15 protein-coding genes and 2 pseudogenes are annotated in these 19,982 nt (G+C 68.4%); 12 read left to right on the forward strand and 5 right to left on the reverse strand.

Going from position 1 to position 19,982, the window contains the following annotated elements; translation table 11 throughout:
- Positions 1–401: 401 nt before the first annotated feature.
- Both ACFUK0_RS25170 and ACFUK0_RS25175 read left to right on the forward strand, forming a co-directional pair.
- Positions 402–709, forward strand: a pseudogene (locus ACFUK0_RS25170) (MerR family transcriptional regulator); the annotation flags it as partial.
- A 353-nt stretch (positions 710–1,062) separates the two neighbouring features.
- Positions 1,063–2,208, forward strand: a pseudogene (locus ACFUK0_RS25175) (IS701 family transposase); the annotation flags it as partial.
- 625 nt (positions 2,209–2,833) lie between these two features.
- Here ACFUK0_RS25175 and ACFUK0_RS25180 read toward each other — a convergent pair.
- A complete protein-coding gene (locus ACFUK0_RS25180) occupies positions 2,834–3,196 on the reverse strand; it encodes a hypothetical protein (RefSeq protein WP_380253922.1) in 363 nt (120 codons plus the stop codon).
- Between ACFUK0_RS25180 and ACFUK0_RS25185 the strand changes: the two genes are divergently transcribed.
- The 3 genes from ACFUK0_RS25185 (at position 3,127) to ACFUK0_RS25195 (ending at position 4,608) form a co-directional block, all read left to right on the forward strand.
- Positions 3,127–3,549 carry a SpoIIE family protein phosphatase gene (locus ACFUK0_RS25185; protein WP_380253924.1) on the forward strand — a complete coding sequence of 141 codons (423 nt, stop codon included), beginning with the start codon at positions 3,127–3,129 and terminating at the stop codon, positions 3,547–3,549. The two genes, ACFUK0_RS25180 and ACFUK0_RS25185, sit on opposite strands and share 70 nt — an antisense overlap.
- Before the next feature lie 265 nt (positions 3,550–3,814).
- Complete coding sequence (locus ACFUK0_RS25190; protein ID WP_380253926.1) at positions 3,815–4,378, forward strand: DUF5994 family protein; 564 nt, start codon at positions 3,815–3,817, stop codon at positions 4,376–4,378.
- The gene (locus tag ACFUK0_RS25195) at positions 4,363–4,608 is read left to right on the forward strand and encodes a hypothetical protein (protein ID WP_380253928.1); all 246 of its coding nucleotides are present in this window, start codon (positions 4,363–4,365) and stop codon (positions 4,606–4,608) included. The genes ACFUK0_RS25190 and ACFUK0_RS25195 overlap by 16 nt, the downstream gene beginning before the upstream one ends.
- 55 nt (positions 4,609–4,663) lie before the next feature.
- On the opposite strand, the gene ACFUK0_RS25200 is transcribed toward ACFUK0_RS25195, so the two are convergent.
- Together ACFUK0_RS25200 and ACFUK0_RS25205 are read right to left on the reverse strand one after the other, a co-directional pair.
- On the reverse strand, positions 4,664–4,795 hold the full coding sequence (locus ACFUK0_RS25200; RefSeq protein ID WP_380253930.1) for a hypothetical protein: 132 nt from the start codon (positions 4,793–4,795) through the stop codon (positions 4,664–4,666).
- Between the two features lie 904 nt (positions 4,796–5,699).
- On the reverse strand, positions 5,700–5,831 hold the full coding sequence (locus ACFUK0_RS25205; protein WP_380253952.1) for a hypothetical protein: 132 nt from the start codon (positions 5,829–5,831) through the stop codon (positions 5,700–5,702).
- A 507-nt stretch (positions 5,832–6,338) separates the two neighbouring features.
- Here ACFUK0_RS25205 and ACFUK0_RS25210 point away from each other — a divergent pair.
- From ACFUK0_RS25210 to ACFUK0_RS25220, 3 genes are all read left to right on the forward strand, one after another.
- Positions 6,339–7,646, forward strand: a complete 1,308-nt coding sequence (locus tag ACFUK0_RS25210; RefSeq protein ID WP_380253932.1) for a PP2C family protein-serine/threonine phosphatase — start codon at positions 6,339–6,341, stop codon at positions 7,644–7,646.
- An 855-nt stretch (positions 7,647–8,501) separates the two neighbouring features.
- Entirely contained in the window at positions 8,502–9,413 is a 912-nt protein-coding gene (locus ACFUK0_RS25215) for a universal stress protein (RefSeq protein ID WP_380253934.1), read from the forward strand.
- 410 nt (positions 9,414–9,823) lie between these two features.
- Positions 9,824–11,443 carry an ABC transporter substrate-binding protein gene (locus ACFUK0_RS25220; RefSeq protein WP_380253936.1) on the forward strand — a complete coding sequence of 540 codons (1,620 nt, stop codon included), beginning with the start codon at positions 9,824–9,826 and terminating at the stop codon, positions 11,441–11,443.
- A 217-nt stretch (positions 11,444–11,660) separates the two neighbouring features.
- Here ACFUK0_RS25220 and ACFUK0_RS25225 read toward each other — a convergent pair whose 3' ends face one another.
- Entirely contained in the window at positions 11,661–13,388 is a 1,728-nt protein-coding gene (locus ACFUK0_RS25225; protein ID WP_380253938.1) for an alpha-galactosidase, read from the reverse strand.
- Between the two features lie 680 nt (positions 13,389–14,068).
- Between ACFUK0_RS25225 and ACFUK0_RS25230 the strand changes: the two genes are divergently transcribed.
- Positions 14,069–14,203 carry a hypothetical protein gene (locus ACFUK0_RS25230; RefSeq protein ID WP_380253940.1) on the forward strand — a complete coding sequence of 45 codons (135 nt, stop codon included), beginning with the start codon at positions 14,069–14,071 and terminating at the stop codon, positions 14,201–14,203.
- An 824-nt stretch (positions 14,204–15,027) separates the two neighbouring features.
- Here ACFUK0_RS25230 and ACFUK0_RS25235 read toward each other — a convergent pair.
- A complete protein-coding gene (locus tag ACFUK0_RS25235) occupies positions 15,028–17,166 on the reverse strand; it encodes an NPCBM/NEW2 domain-containing protein (RefSeq protein WP_380253942.1) in 2,139 nt (712 codons plus the stop codon).
- 1,177 nt (positions 17,167–18,343) lie between these two features.
- On the opposite strand from ACFUK0_RS25235, the gene ACFUK0_RS25240 reads away from it, so the two are divergent.
- The 3 genes from ACFUK0_RS25240 to ACFUK0_RS25250 all read left to right on the forward strand — a co-directional run.
- A complete protein-coding gene (locus tag ACFUK0_RS25240; RefSeq protein ID WP_380253944.1) occupies positions 18,344–18,709 on the forward strand; it encodes a hypothetical protein in 366 nt (121 codons plus the stop codon).
- Entirely contained in the window at positions 18,709–19,023 is a 315-nt protein-coding gene (locus ACFUK0_RS25245; RefSeq protein WP_380253946.1) for a hypothetical protein, read from the forward strand. Before ACFUK0_RS25240 ends, ACFUK0_RS25245 begins: the two co-directional genes overlap by 1 nt.
- Positions 19,024–19,509: 486 nt before the next feature.
- Positions 19,510–19,982: substrate-binding domain-containing protein (locus ACFUK0_RS25250; RefSeq protein ID WP_380253948.1), on the forward strand; the 473-nt coding region annotated here is incomplete at its 3' end.

The following is a 19,982-nucleotide window of genomic DNA, read 5'->3' on the forward strand; positions in this document are numbered from 1 at the left end:
GCTCGGCGGGGAGCATCCCGACCACAGGGTTGCGGGTCGGCGTTGTGGGGTGAGCCTACCGGCACGTACTCGTTCGAAGCCTTCCAGCGTCTTCTCCGGTCGTGGCGGCCGAGGGACGGTCGTCGCCATCTCCACCACGTCTCGGGAACGGGCGAAACGAGGGCCACGGACGGCAGAGCCGGCGCTGGGCAATCTTCACATCCTGAGCGGCCGGCGGTCAGCAGTTCGGAGAGGGGCCTGCAGATGGTGATGTATCCCTTCGGGGCCCCGGAGCCGCAACGGCACCGGGGCCCCTCCACGCGTCCCCGACCCCACACAGAAGAGGAGCAAGTGACCACGGCCACCATCCGACCCCACACCCCACCCCCAACACCGGCACCAACGCCGGATCCGACTCTTTCGACGACGACTATCCCGCCTACAAGAGGGGCCGGGCTGCGGATATGACCGACACCACCGCCGGCTTCCTGCGCGCACTCGGCGAACAGGGCCTCATCACACCGCTGCGGTCCGAGGGCGGCCACCGCCGCTTCTCCCGCTACCAGCTGCGCATCGCGATGCGGGCCCGCGACCCGTCGACCAGGGCACCGCCATCGACGCCGCCTGCCGCATCGTCATTCTCGAGGACCAGCTCGAAGAGGCCCTGCGCCTGAACGAAGAACTCCGCCGCCGCCCCGCCGGCGGCCCGACGCCGACCGCGGACACCTGACGCTGCCGCAGGAGCCGCCCGCCCGGCCCGAGGCAAGGCGGCCCGGCCGGAACCGGGCCGCGGCGGGGACGCGGGAACGCGACCGGAGCGTGTCCCGCTTCCCGGACGGATTGTATTCGCGTGAGCGTGGAACCGGGCCGCTTGTGGGGCGCTACGGTTGGTGTCCGCCCGGTGTGCGGTCCGGTCGGTGATCGCGTCCGTTTCGCGGGCGCACCCCCGGACCGAGGAGACCGTGGCCGTGAGGACATACCGATGGCCGCGCCCGCGCACGTCGATCCTCCCCGACTGAACTGACATGGCGTCAGGGTGGTGTTGGATCGTGACTCACCTGATCGGGGTGCGTTGAACCTGTCATGGAGACGGACAGCGATGTCGAAGTAGGTCGGTGGGATGCTGAGTTGGATTCGTTGCTGCTGCGAGTGGGCGAGCGGTTCAGCCGCATCGAGCCGCGGCGGCAGATGCGGGACTACGTGCGAGGGCTGCTGGGCCCGGTGGGCAGGAAGAACAGCTGGCAGATAGCCGAGTACGCGGGCCATGCCACCCCGCACGGACTACAGCGGCTGCTGTCGTGGTGCCGGTGGGATCCGGACGAGATCCGCGACGACCTGCAGGATTATGTGGCTGAGCGGCTCGGGCAGCCGGACGGCGTGCTGATCGTCGACGACACCGGCTTCCTGAAGAAGGGCACCGTCTCCGCCGGGGTGCCGAGGCAATATTCCGGCACCGCCGGCCGTACCGAGAACTGTCAGATCGGGGTGTTTGCCGCCTATGCCTCCGCCAGGGGTCGGGCCCTCGTGGACCGCGAGCTCTACCTCCCCAGATCCTGGACCGAGGATCCCGACCGGTGTCGCGCCGCCCGAATCCCTGAGGGCAAGTCCTTCGCGACCAAGCCGGAGCTGGCACGGGTCATGGTCCAGCGGGCGCTGGACTCTGCCCTGCCGATCGCCTGGGTGACCGCGGACGCGGCCTACGGACAGGAGGGGCAGTTCCGGCGCCCGCTGGAGGAGGCCGGGGTGGGCTACGTCCTGGCGGTGCCTAAGTCACAGCAGGTGAAGTCACCTGCGGGCAGATGGCGTATCGACCATGTCCTGACCGGCGCACCGGCCGAGGCCTGCAAGCGAATCTCCTGCGGGGACGGCGCCAAAGGGCCGCGCGTCTACGACTGGACCGCGGCCAAGCTACCCACCTTCGAGGGCTCGGACCGCGCCCACCACCGCTGGGTGCTGGCCCGCCGCAGTCTGGCGCGTCCTGAAGAGGTCGCCTACTACCTCGCGTTCGCCCCGACGGACGCTACCGTCTCGGAGCTGGTCCGGGTGGCCGGCGCCCGGTGGGCCATCGAAGAGTGCTTCCAGGCCGCGAAGAACGAGTGCGGCCTGGACCAGTACGAAGTCCGCCGCTACGTCGGCTGGTACCGCCACATCACCCTGGCCATGCTCGCGCACGCCTTTCTGGCGGCCATGACCGCCCATGCACTCGAAAAGGGGGCCGAAGAAACGGTTCGAGCTGCCTCGTTCCCCTCACCGTGGCAGAAGTCCGGCGGCTCCTGGACCTTGCCCATCCCCCCGCAGCACGGCACCGGTCACCCGCGCACCGGCTCCACTGGTCACGCTGGCGCCGACGCCACCAGGCCATCGCCCGCCACTGCCACTACCAGCGCCGCACGCACCCCGATCAGGTGAGTCACGATCCAACGCCACCCTGACGCCATGTCAGTTCAGTAGACTCCAAAAGAGCCCTGTGACCAGGGGAAATGGAGAACTCTCACTGGAGTACTAAAGGCGCTGGCCCTCCTCACCGGTCCACCCGACCGACCAGCTCGACCACGCGGGCGGCCGGGCCCCGGCCCACAGGCGGCCGGCCCCCGTACTGCTCCGGCTCGGTCCTGGCCCACACCAGCACCTTGGTACTGGGAACACGGGCGGTGGTGCAGGTGTGATCGGTGCCGGGGCTCTGCCACAGCCAGGGGAGCGGGCAACGCGGGCAGGACGGACAGCTGGGCGATCTGCGCGACCAGACCGGCGAGCTCCAGGTTGAACCTCGGCACCGCCGTCATCGGCGCCTTCGAGCACACCTTCCACCTCTGACAGCCGCTGCCCGTACACCGGGGGATGTCTCGTGTGGTGGTCAGATGCCGGCGGCGGTGCGGATGGCTCGTACGGTGGCGTCGGGGTCCGGGTCGGTGACAGCCAAGCGGGTGTACGGCGAGGAGCGCCACAGGTCGACGCAGACGGCAGGTCGGCGGCCCCGGACCCTTACAGCAGAAAAGTCCTCCCCCAGGGGATGCGGACGGACGCCGTAGGACAGGACGCCGGGAATCCAGGTACCCCGTCCCCGCACGCCGCGCAGAGCACGCCACCAGTCGGGCTCGACGCTCACCTGCTGGATCGCGGACAGCGGCACGCGGACCTCATGGCGACGTGCCACGGCCTTCTCCCACCACGACAGGTCGACGATCAGGTCGTCGCCCTCCACCACGAGCCGCGCCATCGTTCCTCCGTACCCCCTTCCGGCACTGCGCCGGTCGTTGGCCTCGGGTCGCCAGCCGGCTGCGGGACGCACCCGCACCATCCCCGCCGACGCGATCCAGCACCTCCTCACCCCGTACCAACCATCTCCTTCCCGGCCTGGCCACCACCATGCTCGCCGGCTGCGCCCACCTTCGCGTCGACCTGGCGGGCCGGCCGGACCGGGTGGTCGGTGCGGGACACCCTCCGCCACTGCTCTGCACTCCGGACGGCCGGGCAGCCGCCCTCGACGTGGCCAACGGGGCGGTGCTCGACGCCGTCCAGCAGGCGCCCAGGACCGGGCCTCGATACTGCACTCGCCCGCCACGGTGCTGAGCCGCTCGATGACGTGGCGACGTTCTGACCGCTCGCGCCGAGTCGGCAGGCAGGACACGACCTGGCGCTGTTGCTCCGGTCGGTGCGGACCTGCACGGATCGCGGCTGGAGCCGGGTGCGCGACCCCCTACGCGGTCGGACCGGAGACCACGACGACCGGTCGGAGTACGGTGGGGACACCGGGGCGGTTCGGGTGCTGGCTGTCCGCAGCGTCGTCTTCCCTGGTGGGTGGGCTCTTCTCGGGCCTGCAGATGGGTGGCGGGCCATGGCGGACGACTCCGGCACGCCGTTCCCGGTGCTCCGGCCGGATCGGTTCCGCGAGACGGCAAAACCGGGTTCGGTCCTGTTCAGTCCGGCGACGACGCGGTCGCGCGAGGGGACGCTCGACGGTGCGGGGTGGCCTCGTTCCCGTGACGTCGGTGCCGAGCCGCCAGGTCTGGTCCCCGCGCTGACCGGGCACCTGGGCCCGGTCACGAGCATCGGCCTGAATACGGGTGCGTGGGACGACGTCCCGGCCCCTCTGGTCGACGGCCGGTCCGTGCACATCGGCTGGTACCCGGTCGGTGGTGACACGGTGATCATCACGCGGGTGACCGCGATCGTTTCAGGCTGCTCGTCATCCCTCCGCAAGCAAGCCTCGACGCGGCCCGTGCCGCCGTGGCGCGGGCGGTCGAGGCCAGCGGTATGGCGGGCACCGACTCGGCGCGGCGGATCCCCATCGCCGCCGGCATCAGCTCCGGCCTTCCGGCGAATCGTTCTGACCGATGCGCCACCCGTACGAGTCGTACGGGCGGCAGGAAGCAGGGTGGAGACATGTCCGTCTACGTGAAACTCTCGGTCGAGGCCAGGTCGCCGTCCGAGCCGTCCAAGGGGCCGTTGGACATGCAGTACCAGGACGTCCCCGGCGGTCTCACGTACGAGTACGACCTGCATCCGAGCGGAGCGCTGCGGATCTTGCGCGTCTTCGAAGACACTCCGCACGCGGTCGAGGTCTGTTTCAGCCCTGGTACGTGGCTCGAGGTCGCGGGCACCTATCTGCGAAGTGGTTCCGCCTATTGATCCGCGGGTCCTGTCGGCGCACCCCCGCCGAGTGCCACCCGGTGGGGCCGGGGTTTCAGCGGCCGGGGCGGCGACCGCTGTGGCGGAGCCGGACGGCGGAGATGATGACGGCGACCACCAGCAGGGCCACGCCGATGAAAAGCGGGTGGAGCAGGCCCTCGGCGGCGACACCCACGATGCCGAGCACGACCGCCACGATGAATCAGGAACAGACCAGTGCCATATCCGGCCTCCTGCGGTCGTGGGTGGTCCGGGTCCGTTCGTCCCGCCAGGGCGACTGCCGCACCTGCTCGGTGCGCCGGCCGGGCACATCGTTGCGACCACTGGCCGGGCTGCGGTGCAGGCGGAGGTCCACCGGTCGCGGTCAGCCTGCCGGGCCCATACGGTCGTGGTCCGGGGACCGATCGTCGTGACAGGAGGCCAGGATGCGGCACTACCGGTGGACTCTCGAGACCCAGGACGACGCCGGCCACTGGTCCCTGCAGGACGGCGCGCCCATGCCGAACCCCCTGGAATACGACGGGTCGCCCCAGCAGGCGGCAAGTCACCTGCGGGACGTGTTCGTGCGCACGCTCGCCCGGCCCGCTCCCGGCCCTCGAGCGATCAAGGTTCGCGTCTGGGAGGGACATTCGGTGGGCGAGCCCGAGTCCGAGTCCGAGTCCGAGTGGTCACGTGAGTAGTCGGACCAGCGACTGCGGGGGGAGGGCGGGCTCGGCTCGCCGCGCCACCGGCCCCTGCACAGGATGTTCCTCTGCGGGGTGGTCCGGTCCTCCCGTGCGGGGCCGACGAGGAGCAGGGCTTCAGGGGGCCAGGCGGCGGTACAGGCGGTCTGGCGCACCACCGCCCGAACCCGACGCGAAATGAGTCGGAGCCGACGGCGAACCGCGTGGTGTTGTTCGGTGACGGCCGGCGTTGTTCGCCCGCCTGTGGCCGGTCTGCTGTCGGAAGACCCGCAGCTGTCAGGAGGCCGGGTCCGGTGTGCGTGTTGGCCGGGTCGGATGCCGTGGTCATCAGCCACTTGGCGCCCGGGGCCTCGGCGTCGGGGGCAACGACGAGGAGTTCCAGGCGCCGAGGGATGAAGGAGTACCCCATCACCTCGTCCTGCTCCTGTTCGAACCGTCCGATGTGGATGGCATGGCCTGCGACCGGGACCCGCCGGGGATGACCGGCCGGTGCGCCGGATTCACGGTGGCCCGGGTGATCCGCCCCCACTGGGTGTCCAGCGCTGCCGCCGGCGGGGGAACTTCACGAAGGAGGTCGTGCGAGCGGGGCCATCAGGCCCCGTCCGGCCGGCCCGGGGTGGCGCCCTCGGGTGTCAGCGAGAGTCGGACCAGGGGTTCCGGCCCTGATGGCCGGTCAGTGGCGGGATCGAAGGTCGCGGTCGTGTCGAACACCTAGCCCGGGCTCTTTCCGGACGGCCACGTGCTGCAGCCGGGGCACCCCCGAGCAATCCGCGCGCCGCCGACGGTGAGCGCTTTCACCGGGCTCCGGCCAGGACCAGGGCCAGGGTCGACTCATCGGGGTACTTCGACGGACGTCCCATCCGGATGTCCCTTCTGGGCCTACAAGATCCAGGTGTCAGGGGTGTCCACGTCGCGGGGCAGAGCGCAGAGACCGCGTTGACTCGAATCGAGGACGGGCCGGATGGGCGGCCGGTGCGGCCACACGGATGTCCTGTGACCTGCGTGTTGTCTGGGGGACGGGTCGTGGGTGTGGTGGAGTGGGCGACTATGGCAGAGGCTGACGGGGAGCTCGACAGGGTCGTGGTGGACCGGTCGGAGGGGTTCGGTGAGCGGCTGCTCGGTGTGCTGCTGGACCGGGCGCACGAGATGCCGCCGCAGCTGATCGCCCCGCTGATCGCCGAGGAGGTCGCCATCGTCGGGGGCCGGGAGGTCTCGATCCTGCTGCAGGACTACGAGCAGCTGATGCTGGTTCCGCTGCGCGGGCGCCGGTTGAGGGTGGGTGAGCCCCAGTCCATCGATGCTTCCCCCGCCGGTACGGCGTTCCTGCGCGCGGCGGCGGTCGAGGTGGTTCAGCCTGACGGGGTGCGGATGTACCTTCCGCTGCTGGACGGCAGCGACCAGGTGGGGGTTCTCGCCCTGACGCTGGACGCTGTGGACGACGACGACCGGCGGCTGCTGCGGCGGCTCGCCGGACTGGTGGCCGACATCCTGGTCACCAAGAACGGCTATACCGACGAGTTCTTCAGGGCGCGTCGCCTCTCGCCGATGTCGACCGCCGCGGAGATCCAGTGGTCGTTGCTGCCGCCGCTGACGATGTCCACCCCGCAGGTCGAGGTCGCCGGGATCCTGGAGCCCGCCTACCAGGTCGCCGGTGACAGTTTTGACTACGCGCTCAACGGCGACATCCTGCACGTGGCCGTGATCGACGCGATGGGCCACGGACTGGACGCAGCGGTGATGGCGACGGTCGCCATCGGGGCCTATCGGCACTCCCGGCGCTCGGGCATCGCGTTGGCCGAGACGTATGCCTTCATGGACACGGCGATCGCCGACCAGTTCGGGCCCGAGCACTTCGTCACCGCGCACATGATGCAGCTCAACGTCGTCTCGGGACGTCTGCAATGGGTCAACGCCGGTCATCCTGCGCCGCTGCTGATCCGCGACCACGACGTGGTCCAGCAGTTGAAGGGCCCCACGACGTTGCCGGTCGGCTTCGGCGGGGAGCAGCCACGGATCAGCGAACAGCTGCTGCAGCGCGGTGACCGGGTGCTCTTCTTCACCGACGGTCTCGTGGAGGAACACCTGCCCGGCGGTGAGCAGTTCGGCGAGGAACAGCTGATCGACGTCGTCGCCCGGGTGGGGCGTGTGCAGGTCGGCCTGCGGTCGACGGTGCGGGCGCTGTCCCACACCCTGAAGCGGGAGCGTGGCGGAGCCACCAGCGACGACGCGACGCTCTTCCTGGTCGAATGGCGCGGCGGCAGCGCCGACCACCTCGCGACGGCCTCCTGGGACGACGGCCGCCGCACCCCTCCCGGAGCAGCCGGCAGTACCCGGAACCAGACCCCGACCACCTGACCGGGTCGACCAGTAGCCCCGCCCACCGGTCGACCTGACTGCTTCCCCGGGGCGCCTGGGCGATGTCGACGTGCTCGCCTACGCCTGGAATCCTGCGAGTGCGGCCGCGATCGTGTCGGTTGCGTGTCTGCCTCGCCCGGGAGAGGCAACGCTGAAAAGGCTCAGTGCACAACGCGGAGCGACGGCCTTACTGCAGAAGCCGGTTCGGCTGGACGCTGTGGGGCTGTGCCGGCCGCACGGATGGCGCCTGTCCCGGGCAGATCGATCGGACAGGCAAATGTGGCGGTGAACCTACGCGACGATATTCGTACACCTGGCCGGCCCGTATACGCGCTTTGCTGGAGTAACCTGGAAGGTGCCGGAGAACTTACCGGAAGGACGATCGCGAGGAGGTAATTATGCAGATTAGTGGAGCAGGAGCCCTGATTCTGCGACTCGTGATCGCGAAATCCCATCCCAGCCTTTCGGTCGGGAGATAGCGGGATCACTGAGGTGTCGGGGGCGCAGGTGCAAATCCTGTTGTTCAGCTTTTATGCAGGGTGTGGGCCGTTTTTGCAGAGATGCGGAAGCGGCCTTTTTGTCGTTTCTGTCAAGTGGCAGTCACAGTGCGATCCCATCACGCGGTCACAAGCGCTGGGCTCGATTCCTTCCTTTGCGATCCGGCGTGTGTCCGAGTGGCTCGGGAATGCCGTGGAAGCATGTCCGTTTCCTCGTCCGGTGATCGTGCGGGCGTCGCAATCGCCGGGGACCACCTGATCGGATGCGGGCTTGTTGCAGGCGGCTTCCGGTGGGCGCCCGCGGTGCGGGGCGTAAGCGGTGTGCCGACGGGTCCGCCTCCTGTCAATGGGAGGAGACATGATGAGTCCTGACGGACAGCGTCCCGTAGTGGTCGGCGTCGATCCCGAACACTCCAGTTGCATGGTGCTCGCCTGGGCCGCCGACGAGGCGTACCGGCGCCATCTGCCGGTGCATGTCGTGCAGGCATGGAAACCCGTGGTCCGCGAGGCCGGCTGGCCCCGGCTCTGGCCCGAACTCCACGAACGGGCCCGACTGCTCCGTACCGCCGGTGAGCACGCGCTCGATGAGGCGGCCCGCTTCATCGGCGAACGCCACCCCGCCCTACAGGTGTCGGCCCGGCTCATCGATGGGGACCCGGCCGAGGTGCTGAACCGGCAGGCCGAACGGGCCGTGGTGCTGGTTCTCGGCTCACGACCGCTCTCCGGCGTCCGGGAGCTGTTCCACTCCGGGGCGGTGACTCTGCCGCTGATCGCACACGCGAGCTGCCCGGTGGTGGTGGTCCGGGACCCGGAGCACATCACCCAGCAGCCGGCGTACGTCGTCGTCGGTGTCGACGGCAGCCGGATGTCGCAGGACGCCGTGGACTACGCCTTCGAGGCCGCGGCGCTGCGGGGCGCCGAGTTGCGCGCCCTGTACGCCTGGAATCCTTCGCGTCTCTCGGCGGCCGACGAGTACCGGGTGGAGCAGGAGTCCCGCCGGGTGCTCGCGGAGACAGCCGCCGGGCGGCGGGATGCCTACCCGGAGGTGGAGCTCAAACACGAGGTGGTGCGCGGACATCCGGTGGCCGTCCTGGCCGAGGCCTCCAAGCACGCCCTGGCCCTGGTCGTCGGCACGCGGGGTGCCGGGGGCTTTGCCGGCCAGTTGCTCGGGTCCGTCGGCCAGGGTGTCCTGCATCACGCTCGGTGTCCTGTCGTCACCGTGTCGGGGTCGCTCCGGCCTGGAGGACTCACGCGAGGGGCCTCAGGCTGAGGGTCCGCTGGGGGCAAGGGGGTTGCATCGACGTTTGCAAAGGACTGCTGGTTCTGATGCGGAGTTCGTCCTCTACGAGGGCACCACCCGTGACGCGGCGGCGGCAGGTTGGCGAAGGCTGCGACCGGCGATGTGGGACAACCGTGACTACGCCCTCGACCAGCCGGAGTCGGTCGCCGCGTTCGGCACACGTATGGGGCAGGTACTCGCCGGAGCCGGTCTCCCGGTCGAGGTGGTGAAGCTGGAGGGCGCCCCGGGCCCGAGGATCCGGATCGCGTCGTCGGCACGGCCGGTGCGCTCCAGGTCTCGCGCCAGGTTGTTCGCGCGTCCGGCCGCACCGGGTCGCGCCACGGCACTCGCCCGCTTCTCATGGGGTGAGATGCGCCACCCACATTCTGAGGAGCGACGCCATGCCGGCTGCCACTCGCGTTCGTCGGGCCCTGATCAGCGCGAGCACCGTGACTCTGCTGGCTGGCGGGTGCGGAAGCGGCGGAGGCGGCGGCAGCTCCGCTGACGCCGCCAAGTCCTTTAGCTACCAGGTCAGCGAGCCGCAGAATCCGCTCCAGCCGGCTAACTCGAACGAGGCCGGCGGCTCGCGCATCATCCTGAACCTCTTCAAGGGCCTGGTGGACTACGACCCGCATAACGCCAGCCTGCGGTTGCAGGTCGCGGACAAGATCGACAGCAGCGACGCGCAGAATTTCGCGGTCACCCTCAAGAGCGGCTGGACCTTCCATGACGGCACACCGGTCACGTCCCACAGCTTCGTCAACGCCTGGAACTGGGCGGCGAACACGGCCAACAACCAGATCAACAGCTCCTGGTTCTCCGACATCGAGGGCTACAAGGACGTCCACCCGGAGAGCGGTACGCCGACCGCGACCACCATGTCCGGACTCACCGTCACCGACGACACGCACTTCACCATCAAGCTCAACAACAAGGTCTCGTACTTCGAATACAAGCTCGGGTACATCGCCTTCTCGCCACTGCCGGAGGCCTTTTACGGCGACCCGGCCGGCTTCGGCCAGAAACCGGTCGGCAACGGCCCGTACCAGTTCGTCAGCTGGGACCACAACTCCCAGGTGGTGACCAAGAGCTACCCGGGCTACAAGGGTGTGGACAAGCCGAAGAACGGCGGGGTGGTCTTCAAGATGTACACCACCGCCGAGGCTGCCTACGCGGACCTGCAGTCCAACAACCTGGACGTGCTCGACCAGGTCCCACCGTCGGCACTGGCGAGCTACCGGAGCGATCTCGGCAGCCGGGCGGTCGACGCCCCGCAGGGCGGGATCCAGAACATCGGCTTCACCCTCTACCAGCCCGAATGGCAGGGCGCGAACACGGCCAAGGTCCGGCAGGGCCTCTCGATGGCGATCGACCGCGACAGTATTACCAAGACCGTACTGCAGGGCTCCCGCGCTCCCGCCAGCGCCTGGACGGCTGAGGGGGTACAGGGCTACAAGGCCGGTACCTGCGGCGACTTCTGCACCTTTGATCCGGCCAGAGCCAAGCAGCTGATCACCGAGGGCGGCGGGGTGCCGGGCAACTCCCTGACGATCACCTACAACGCGGACGGCGGCCACAAGGAGTGGGTCGACGCGGTGTGCAACTCGATCCGCCAGAACACCGGCGTGGAGTGCGCGGGCGACCCGAAGACCGACTTCAAGACCGCCCGGACGGCGATCACCGGGCACACCATCAACGGCGCGTTCCGGACCGGCTGGATCCAGGACTACCCGCTCAACGTGAACTTCCTCGCCGACGTCTACCGCACCGGCGCCGCGTCCAACGACTTCGGCTACAGCAGCCCGCAGTTCGATGAATTGGCCAACCAGGCCGACCAGGCGGCCACGCTGCAGGACACCATCACCGGCTACCAGCAGGCCGAGGCCGTGCTCGCGCAGGACATGCCCGCCATCCCACTCTGGTACTACCGGAAGAACTCGGGGTACTCCACGAAGGTCCAGAACGTCATCTTCGACTCCTTCGGCAACCCGGCCTGGACTCAGGTCGAGGTGAAGAGCTGAGCCTGTCCTGGCAGCCGGCCAAGTGTGGATCCGAGCCAGTCATTCGTCAGTAGGGTCGAGGACCGGTGAGGGGGCTGATGCCTCGCTTCGAATCCCTGCCGATTCAACGCGCCCATGGTTCCGAGCCGTCTTCGTGACCGTCGACCGCGTTGAACTTCCATCACACCGGTAACCGTCTGGCCCCGTCGAGGGACGGGGCCAGACGGCCGGGGGAGGGTCAGTTGGTCCGGATGAGCGTCCAGGCCTGCCCGTTGGCGACGGGCTGCTGGGTGAGGACGGAGCCCTTGACGCTGCCACTCGGGCTGACGGCGAGGCCGCTGATCTGGGAGACGAGCTTGTATCCGTCGGTTCCGGTCGGCGTGAGGGCGAACTTTTGGTTGGGCTTGGCCGAGTCGCACGAGTACTGGATGACGGCCACGCCGGCCGCGGTAGAGGCGCCGCGGATGTCGAGGCACTTGCCGGAGACCTTGTTCTTCACGGCGTAGGTGCCGTCGGCGTTGGCGGTGAGGATCCAGCGCTGGTTGTCGTTGTTGTTACGGTCCCAGGTCACCATCTGGGTGTTGTTGCTGGTGGAGTTGTTGGGGTCGTCGAGCACCTGTGCGGGGCTGGTCGCGGAGGCGATCTCGTAGGTGCCGTTGGCCGGCAGCGCCTGGATGGTGCTGATCGTGCCACCGGGGGTGATGCGGTACATGGCGCTCTCGTGGGAGGCCAGGCTGGCGGAAAGAGCACCGGTCGTGCTGCTGGAGTCCCCGGTCCACAGGTTCTTGACGGTGTAGGAGGACGCCCCGGCGATGCCGAGTTCGGCGATGGTGGTGGACACCGTAGCCGTGCTCGCGCCGGTGTTGGTGAGGGTCACCGACCGGTCGCCGCCTGCCAGTTCGCGGACGGTCACCAGTTCGGTGTCGGAGTCGATGACGATCCGTGCCTGACGTCCGAGGCTGTCCTGGTCGACGGCGATCACGTCGTGGTTGGTGAGGATGCCCTTGACGGCGGTCGTCATGGTGGTGAGCTTATTGCCCGCGATGAGGGGTGAGGCCATCTGGGCCCAGAGGCTGAAGTGCGAGCGGTACTCGTTCTCGCTCATGCTGCCGACGCCGACCTCCATCATGTCGGGGTCGTTCCAGTGGCCAGGGCCGGACTGGCTGCCGAGGCGGCCGTTGTAGCCGACGATGTCCATGACGCCCATGCTGTACGAGTTGCTCGTCTTGGGCTGGTCCCAAACGGCGCTGATGTCCTCGGTGGTCCGCCACATGTTGGCGACGGCGGACCAGTCGTAGGTGGCTCCGGTCTTGTCCTTGTGGTAGCTGTTGGGGTTGATGCTGTACACGATGGGGCGGCCGGTGTTGTGCAGCGCGTCACGCATCTTGCTGAAGGCGGTGACCTGCTCGTCGAGGGTGCCGGCCGGGGAGCACCAGTCGTACTTGAGGTAGTCGACGCCCCAGGCGGCGAAGGTGTCCGCGTCCTGCTGCTCGTGCCCCTGACTGCCGGTCGCCCCGGTGTAACTGCCGTAGCGCTGGGCGCAGGTGAGGTCGGTGGGCACCTCGTAGATGCCGAACTTCAGCCCCTTGGAGTGGATGTAGTCGCCGAGGGCCTTCATCCCGGTGGGGAAGCGCACGGGCTCTCCGTGGATGTTGCCCTGGGCGTCGCGCTGGGGGTCGAACCAGCAGTCGTCGACGATGACGGTGTCGTAGCCCGCGTCCTTCATGCCGGAGCTGACGAGGTTGTCCGCGGAGGTGCGGATGAGCTGCTCGTTGATGTTGCAGCCGAAGGAGTTCCAGGTGTTCCAGCCCATCGGCGGGGTGGTGGCCACGCCGTTGTCGAGGGCGGACGCCGGTTGGGCGCCGACCGTCGTGAGGGGGCCGACGGCCAGCACCAGCGCGGTGGCCAGCAGCGCGACGGCTCTGCGGGAACGGGAGGTGGGGGCGGGGGAAGTCATGTTGGACATGGGGGTCCTAGGGGTGCTGTGGGTGGGGGAGGGGGTGCGTCGGGCCTGCCGTCGCGGCTTCGTCGGGCAGGTTCAGCGTTCGTCGCCGGAAGGTGAATCAGTCCCGCAGGTTGGAAGAGCCCGACTGGTTGCGAGAGCGGACCGAGTGACACTGTCGGGCCTTCGCCTGTTGGACTGTTCTCTACGGGGGTTCGGGTAGAGCGGCATGTTGACTAGTTGGCCGGCCCTCCGGCAAGGCCCGAGGAGATCCAACAAAAAGCGACACTACCGCTTCTAAACCACCAGGTTCGAACTGCTGCGTCACAGGAAACGCTCCGTTCACCCCCGTCGTCAAGAGCTTCCGGGAAACTGTTCCGACTCGATACGACCCCGTGACGTTGGGTACTGGTCGCAGGAGCGACCCTCGCCACGGCTCAACCTGCAGCTCGTGGATCGCGCCGGCCCTGTCAGGCGTGTTGAACAGGGATGGGATCGTCAGGCAGCGCCTCTGGCATCCGGCCTACGCCCGAAGGGCGCCGGCCCGATGGCCACTCCGCCCTCGTTTTGAGCGTCACGAGCACGCCCCAGATCGGCCGGTTTGCTTGACATCAACGGTGTAGCGCGAGTGTCATGTGAACACTGTTGCGTTCGAACATGTTTACTTCTGTGTAATCTTTCGGTCGGGGCCCACGCCCACCTCCGTGTGGAAGCGGAACGTCAACCTCTGCGACGACCGCGTCGAGGCCACCAAGGACGCCTTCGGTGCGGCCGTCCTCGCCGTGCCGGACATCGACGCCGTGACCGACAGAACCTCCCGCCGGCGCCTGGACGAGTAGCTCCGCGACTTTTCCGGCCTGAACACCCTGATGCAGACCCGTCTCGACGCCGAGCGCCGGAGTACGGTGATCCACCTCGCCTGCCCGGCCCACACCGCACCCGGGTACTGCAGATCACCGGCGCCGACCAGGTGTTCCCCATCGACGTGGACGTCCCCGGCGCCGCGCCGCACACCACTGCGGGCTGGCCGCTCGAAGGCCCTTGGGTGGTCGTTCGGGTGGCTTTCCGCCACCTGGGGACGCTTCCGTGTGTCCGGCGCGACGCGGAACGCCCCCGGCTGACCCGCCGGGTGGCGGGCGCGAACCTCGGCGCCGACGACCTCGCTGACCGCCGCGGGCTCCAGCACGGTGACGGCCTCATGGAGGGAGACGAGGCGTTCGGCGGTCAGGTCGGCCGCTCACGGTGTCGTGCAGAACCCCGCGCCGTAGCGCCCGCAGGCTCGGCGCCGGTGGCCCCGTCACTGCGGGGGGTAGTGCACGGCGTCCGTTGAGCTGATCTTCAGGGGGTGCGACACTTCATGAGCCGCACAGAATGCATGCCGTGTTCGGGGCTTGAAAAGGCGGTGGCAGCGCACGCCCCGGCCGGGTCGATATCGGATCCCCTGTGAGGCACGGCAGCTCGTTGAGCAGCAGGACAGTTGCGCGGGGAGGTAGGGGGCTCTCAGCTGTGGACCGCCGCCGTCCACCCGGCCACCTGCCGACGAACGCCGGGTGGCTCGGCCCGGTCCGGCATCCCGTCCATGCACCGCGCCGACCGGCTGGGCTGCTCAATAGAGCGGCGCAACCGGTCGGCGGGTGGGGCTCAGGAACGCATCAGCATGTGGTCAGACGCAGGTCAGCTGGGGTGCGGCCCAGTCGGCGTGGTCGAAGGAGCTGCCGTCGCCGCCGTCGGTGGCCTGGAGGGTGAGTTCGAAGGCTCCGGTGAGCGGGGCGGTCAGGTGGGCCGGGCCGTCGCTGCCGGTGCGCAGGCCGCTGTCGGCGACCTTCTTCCCGTCGGCGTAGATCTGGAAGACGACGGACCCCTTGGCGCCGGCGTCGTCGTCGATGCCGACGTCGGTGGTGAGGGTGGTGCAGGCGCCGCCGAGGTAGTATCTGACGGTTGAGGGCGCGTTGGTGCCGAGGCCCTTGGCGTAGGCGGTGCCGTTGACGGTCAGGGGGTGCCCGTCGCCGGCAGCTTTCTCGCCGTTGTTCTGATCGCGTTCGACCGGGCCCCAGCTGTTGCTGCTGGTGGTCCAGGTGAGGTCGCTGAGGGCGTGGGTGCCGGCGGTCGGGCCGTTGCCGCAGGCGAGCCGGGGATTGCCCCAGTCGCCGTGGTCGTTGCGGTCCTCGCCGGTGGCGGAGGTCGTCACGATACGCAGCTCCTCGCCTCCGGTCAGGTCGGCGAAGAGGTGCAGGGCGGGTTGGGCGGCGGTGCGTACACCGCTGTCGGCGACCAGGATGTCGTCGCGGTAGATGCGGAAGACGACGGAACCGGTGGGCACTTCGTCGTCGACCCCGACATCCACGGTGAGGTTCCTGCAGGTGCCGCCGAGGTAGTAGTAGATGTCGGAGTCGGCGCGCACGCCCAGCCCCTTGGAGTAGACGGCGCCGTTGACGGCGAGCGGGCGGCCGTCCCCGGCGGCACCGCCGCCGTTGCTGTGGTCCCGCTCGACCGGACCGTTTCCGTTGTCGACGTCCGTCCAGGCGAGGTCGCCGAGTTGGAAGACTCCGGTGGGCATGGCCGTGGACGAGTTCGGGGTGAGGCGGTACATCGCGGTGCCGTGCGAGGGCACGGAGGCGCTGATCGTGCCGCGGATCCGGCTCGTCTGCTTGGACCAGAGGTCCTTGAGGGTGTAGAAGTCGGCGCCGCCGATGCCGGCCGCCGCGGCCGTGGTGGAGATGGTCTGGGTGGTGGCGGTCTCGTTGGTGAGGGTGATGGCGCGGCTGCCGTCGGCGAGGGGCTTGCTCATCACGACCAGGCCGCCGCCGTTGGCGATGACGGCGCCCTGGCGGCCGAGCGGGTCCTGGTCAACGGCGATGATGTCGGTGTTCCTGATGATGTCCATGGTGGCAGGGGTTGCAGTGCGCAGGTCGCTGCCGATCAGCAGCGGGGCGGCCATCTCGGACCACAGGCTGAAGTGGGTGCGGTACTCGGTGTCGGTCATGCCACCGTTGCCGACCTCCAGCATGTCGGGGTCGTTCCAGGCGCCCGCACCGGCGTACGGGGCCAGCTGCTGGTTGCTGTGCGCGATGGAGATCATGCTGGACCAGTTGTCGGAGATGTCGCCGGTGGTGCGCCAGGAGTTGCCGGCTTCCTGTGCCCAGGTCCAGGGCCGGCTCCCGCCCCATTCGCAGATGCTGTAGACGATGGCACGGCCGGTGGCCCTGAGGGCGTCGCCCATGGCCTTGTACCGCTTCTGCGCGTCGACCCCCTGGTTGTTGCAGTTGTCGTACTTGAGATAGTCGACGCCCCAGGAGGCCCACAGGTTGGCGTCCTGCTGCTCGTGGCCGAGGCCGCCGGGGAAGCCGTTTCGGTCGCAGGTCTTGGTGCCGGCGCTGGAGTAGAGCCCGAACTTCAGGCCCTTGGAGTGGACGTAGTCGGCGACGGCCTTGATGCCGTGGGGGAAGCGCACCGGGTCGGCGACGAGGTCGCCGCCGGCGTCACGGCTGGGCAGCGCCCAGCAGTCGTCGAGGTTGACGTAGGTGTAGCCGGCGGCCTTGAGGCCCTGCGAGATGAAGAGGTCCGCGATGCCTTCCATCATCGCCTCGTTGAACTCGGCCCGGCAGTGTGTGGAGTTCCAGTTGTTGAAGCCCATCTGCGGGGCGCGGGCCTGGGAGTTCTGCAGCGCGGCGGCCGGTGTGGCGGTCGCCAGACCCAGTGCCACGATGGCGGTGGCGCTCAGCGTGCCACCGCTGCTGAGCAGGGCCAGGGTGGCCGCGAAGCCGATAGCTCTGTGTCGATTCTTGTGCGATATCCGAGCCAAGAGGGACCTCCGAGGATGCAAATAGGACAGAAAAACACTGAATCAAACGAAACCAAGCAGTGTGAGCATCTGGCGGGCGGGCGCGGCTGTCAAGAGGGCTGACAGTCTTCCGCTGCCGCTCCCTCGATGGGGTCGGTCATCGCAGATGTGCTCGCTCAGAGCACAGTTGACGCAACGTCACAGATAGGAGCACGTGAGAGGCATCGCCCTCGTTGCCTCCTGCGGCGGTCGCGAGCTAGCCCGGCGCTGGGCGGAGAGTAGCTCCGGCCCTCGGCTCTCCACGGCAAGGCCCTTGACGCAGCGTCGCCAATCGAGTCTCATGGTGCATGGTAATGTTTGTATCTGTTGGATTCTGATGCTTCTCGATCAGCCGAAGCGTAGGCGGGCCCCGACAGTCGATAAGCACGTGCGCACCACAGACCGCCGGCGTGGCACACCCAAACCTCCCCGGGTGTTCCGCGCCGGCCTTCCGTCCAACACGCGCAGTGGCCGAGGCCCGTCAAGTGCTCGGCAGCCAACATGACGGAGCGCCCGTCCGAGCAGACGGGCAGATATCGCCTAATGGGGCATCTCCCCGTGTCTGACTGCTTCTGCGACGACCTGCGCGAAGTGCCAGAAAATATCATCTGTTTCAGTCAACGGGGAATACTTGAACCGTCGAACCACACTGATACAGGCAAGGCCGATCTGACCGCGGGCCCCTTCGGTCTGACCACTGTCAGAAGCCGACATGGACCGGGCGGTCGGCCTCACTGTCCCGCACCACGTCACCGTCCTCGTATCCCCGAAGACCGCTCAGAACCCTCGGCGGAGCATTCGCCGACGAGGAAAGACGGCCCTGCGAGGCGGGCTGGCCGTCCTCAGGCCCGTTGTGCCACGCACTCCACGGCGTGGCACGACCGGCAGCGGATGACTCACAGGGCACTGCTCATCCACTACCTACCGTCCGAGCGCACGCTACCTACGACCACCCCTAAGAGGCGGTACTGGTGCGGCCGCAATTACCTATGAATACCAGCATCATTTACCTAGGCAGCCGGGGGAAAAAGGCCAAATTGTTTCCGGGAAGCCTGTCCCATTGCCGTCGGGGGATATTCCATGGAGGTGAGAAGAAAGCATCTCGTCGGAGATCCAACTCGCGGCATCCGGCGCAAGCCCCTGAACGGATAGGAAGGTCATGCACCCCACAGCAAGTTCCTTCACCGCCCGCACAGCGATGTACCTGCGCTGCTACCCCTTCGACACCTGGCAGATGCGCAACCACCAGGACGCCCTGCGGCGTCACGCGGAGCTGCTCGCCCTGCCGGCGCCTGACCTCTACCTGGACAACGGCACCCGTTCCTGTGAACCGATGCCGTCCCTTCAGGAACTCCTCGGGCAGGCAACCGCAGGTGCGGTCCGCCTCGTCCTGGTGCCCGGCCTCTTCGTCTTCTCCCTCCATGAGGAACAGGCGCTTGCCGTTGCCCTGCGGTTCAAGGCCGTCGGCTGCGGCGTTGCGACACTGCCCTCGCTGCGCCACGACCTGCGAAGGAGCGTGTGCTGATGCTGTCCGACCAGGATCCGGCCTGGGGCCCGTGGGTGGGCCGGACCGTCGCCCTGCCGGACGGCACGCCCGTCATCGTGCGCATGGCCCAGCGTCAGATCGCCGCCGACACACTGTGGGCTGTCGACCGTCGGGGAACCATGCACCGGCTGAGTGTGTACACCCGCGTCCTCGTCCACCACGGCGCCCCCGCCCGTCACCTCTCGCAATTCGCTGGGCCGCCGTCTCCGCACTCCGCGCCGTGCGGGCAACCAATGCCGGGCAGCGCCGCGGCCGCCGGCCGCCGCTTCAGCATTCCTTGCCACAGTGGATGAAGCGCACAGTCCTTCGACGAACCCGAACACCTCAGGCGGTTCAGGTTTTTGCCGCCTTACGAGGCCGGCCATGATGCGGGCCGGAGCACCGAGCCGTCCGGCCCGGTCCCGGCGAGCCCTGCCGCCCGACCCGACTGTGCCGCCCTCCAGGCCGAGTTGCCGTTGGCGGGCATCGGACCGGAGCGCCGGCAGCCGTGTGACGACGAGCGGCACGTCACAAGGTGGTCTCGTCCCCCACGGGACCCTTGACGCAGCTTCCGTCACAGGGGTGTCATATCCCCATCGCGTTCGTTAGTGTTTGATTCTGATGGTTTACGTTTGAACTGCACTCCAGCGAACCAACTGCTCCGGGCCGTACCACCTACCCTCCCCGACGCGCTTTCCAACCGCCTCGTCGCACGTCCCGGGCACGAGTACCGACCACCCTCACACCATGCACACCCGTTGAGTCCCATCCGACGGGTGTGGCCTCCGAAGGAGCTCCTCATGTCCCGTACCACCAGCCGTTCTGTTGCCGCGGCGGGCCTGCTGCTCGCCCTGGGCCTGACCACCGCCTGTTCCACCGGCAAGGAGGCGACGAGTGCGGACGCCCCGCTCGCACCGGTGAGCGGCAAGATCTCGATGACCTACCTTCAGAAGCAGGGTGACCAGGAGTACTTCGTCGGTGAGGCCGCCGGTGCGAAGGCGAAGGCTGCCGAGCTGGGCGTCGACCTCAAGGTCGTCAACCTGGGCAACGACGCGAACAAGACCGTCAGCGAAGTCCAGTCCGCTGTCGCGCAGAAGACCAACGGCATCATCGTCGTGGTGCCGGACCCGGCGGTGGGCCCGCAGGTCGTGCAGACCGCCAAGGACGGCAAGGTGGCGCTGCTGACCTCCGACGACCAGATCTGTGCCAGCGGCCCGGACCCGTCCGCCTGTGCCAAGGACGACCTCGTCGCCCGGATCGGCTTCTCCGGCGC

The organism is Kitasatospora sp. NPDC057223, from assembly GCF_042669755.1.
Lineage (GTDB): Bacteria > Actinomycetota > Actinomycetes > Streptomycetales > Streptomycetaceae > Kitasatospora.

What these genes read in the sequence shown, in the direction of transcription:
- ACFUK0_RS25210 (WP_380253932.1), top strand. Translation starts at nt 6,339, where the DNA reads ATGGCAGAGGCTGACGGGGAGCTCGACAGGGTCGTGGTGGACCGGTCG.
- ACFUK0_RS25225 (WP_380253938.1), bottom strand. Translation starts at nt 13,388, where the DNA reads ATGTCCAACATGACTTCCCCCGCCCCCACCTCCCGTTCCCGCAGAGCC.
- ACFUK0_RS25180 (WP_380253922.1), bottom strand. Translation starts at nt 3,196, where the DNA reads ATGGCGCGGCTCGTGGTGGAGGGCGACGACCTGATCGTCGACCTGTCG.
- ACFUK0_RS25195 (WP_380253928.1), top strand. Translation starts at nt 4,363, where the DNA reads ATGTCCGTCTACGTGAAACTCTCGGTCGAGGCCAGGTCGCCGTCCGAG.
- ACFUK0_RS25240 (WP_380253944.1), top strand. Translation starts at nt 18,344, where the DNA reads ATGCACCCCACAGCAAGTTCCTTCACCGCCCGCACAGCGATGTACCTG.
- ACFUK0_RS25245 (WP_380253946.1), top strand. Translation starts at nt 18,709, where the DNA reads ATGCTGTCCGACCAGGATCCGGCCTGGGGCCCGTGGGTGGGCCGGACC.
- ACFUK0_RS25190 (WP_380253926.1), top strand. Translation starts at nt 3,815, where the DNA reads ATGGCGGACGACTCCGGCACGCCGTTCCCGGTGCTCCGGCCGGATCGG.
- ACFUK0_RS25215 (WP_380253934.1), top strand. Translation starts at nt 8,502, where the DNA reads ATGATGAGTCCTGACGGACAGCGTCCCGTAGTGGTCGGCGTCGATCCC.
- ACFUK0_RS25220 (WP_380253936.1), top strand. Translation starts at nt 9,824, where the DNA reads ATGCCGGCTGCCACTCGCGTTCGTCGGGCCCTGATCAGCGCGAGCACC.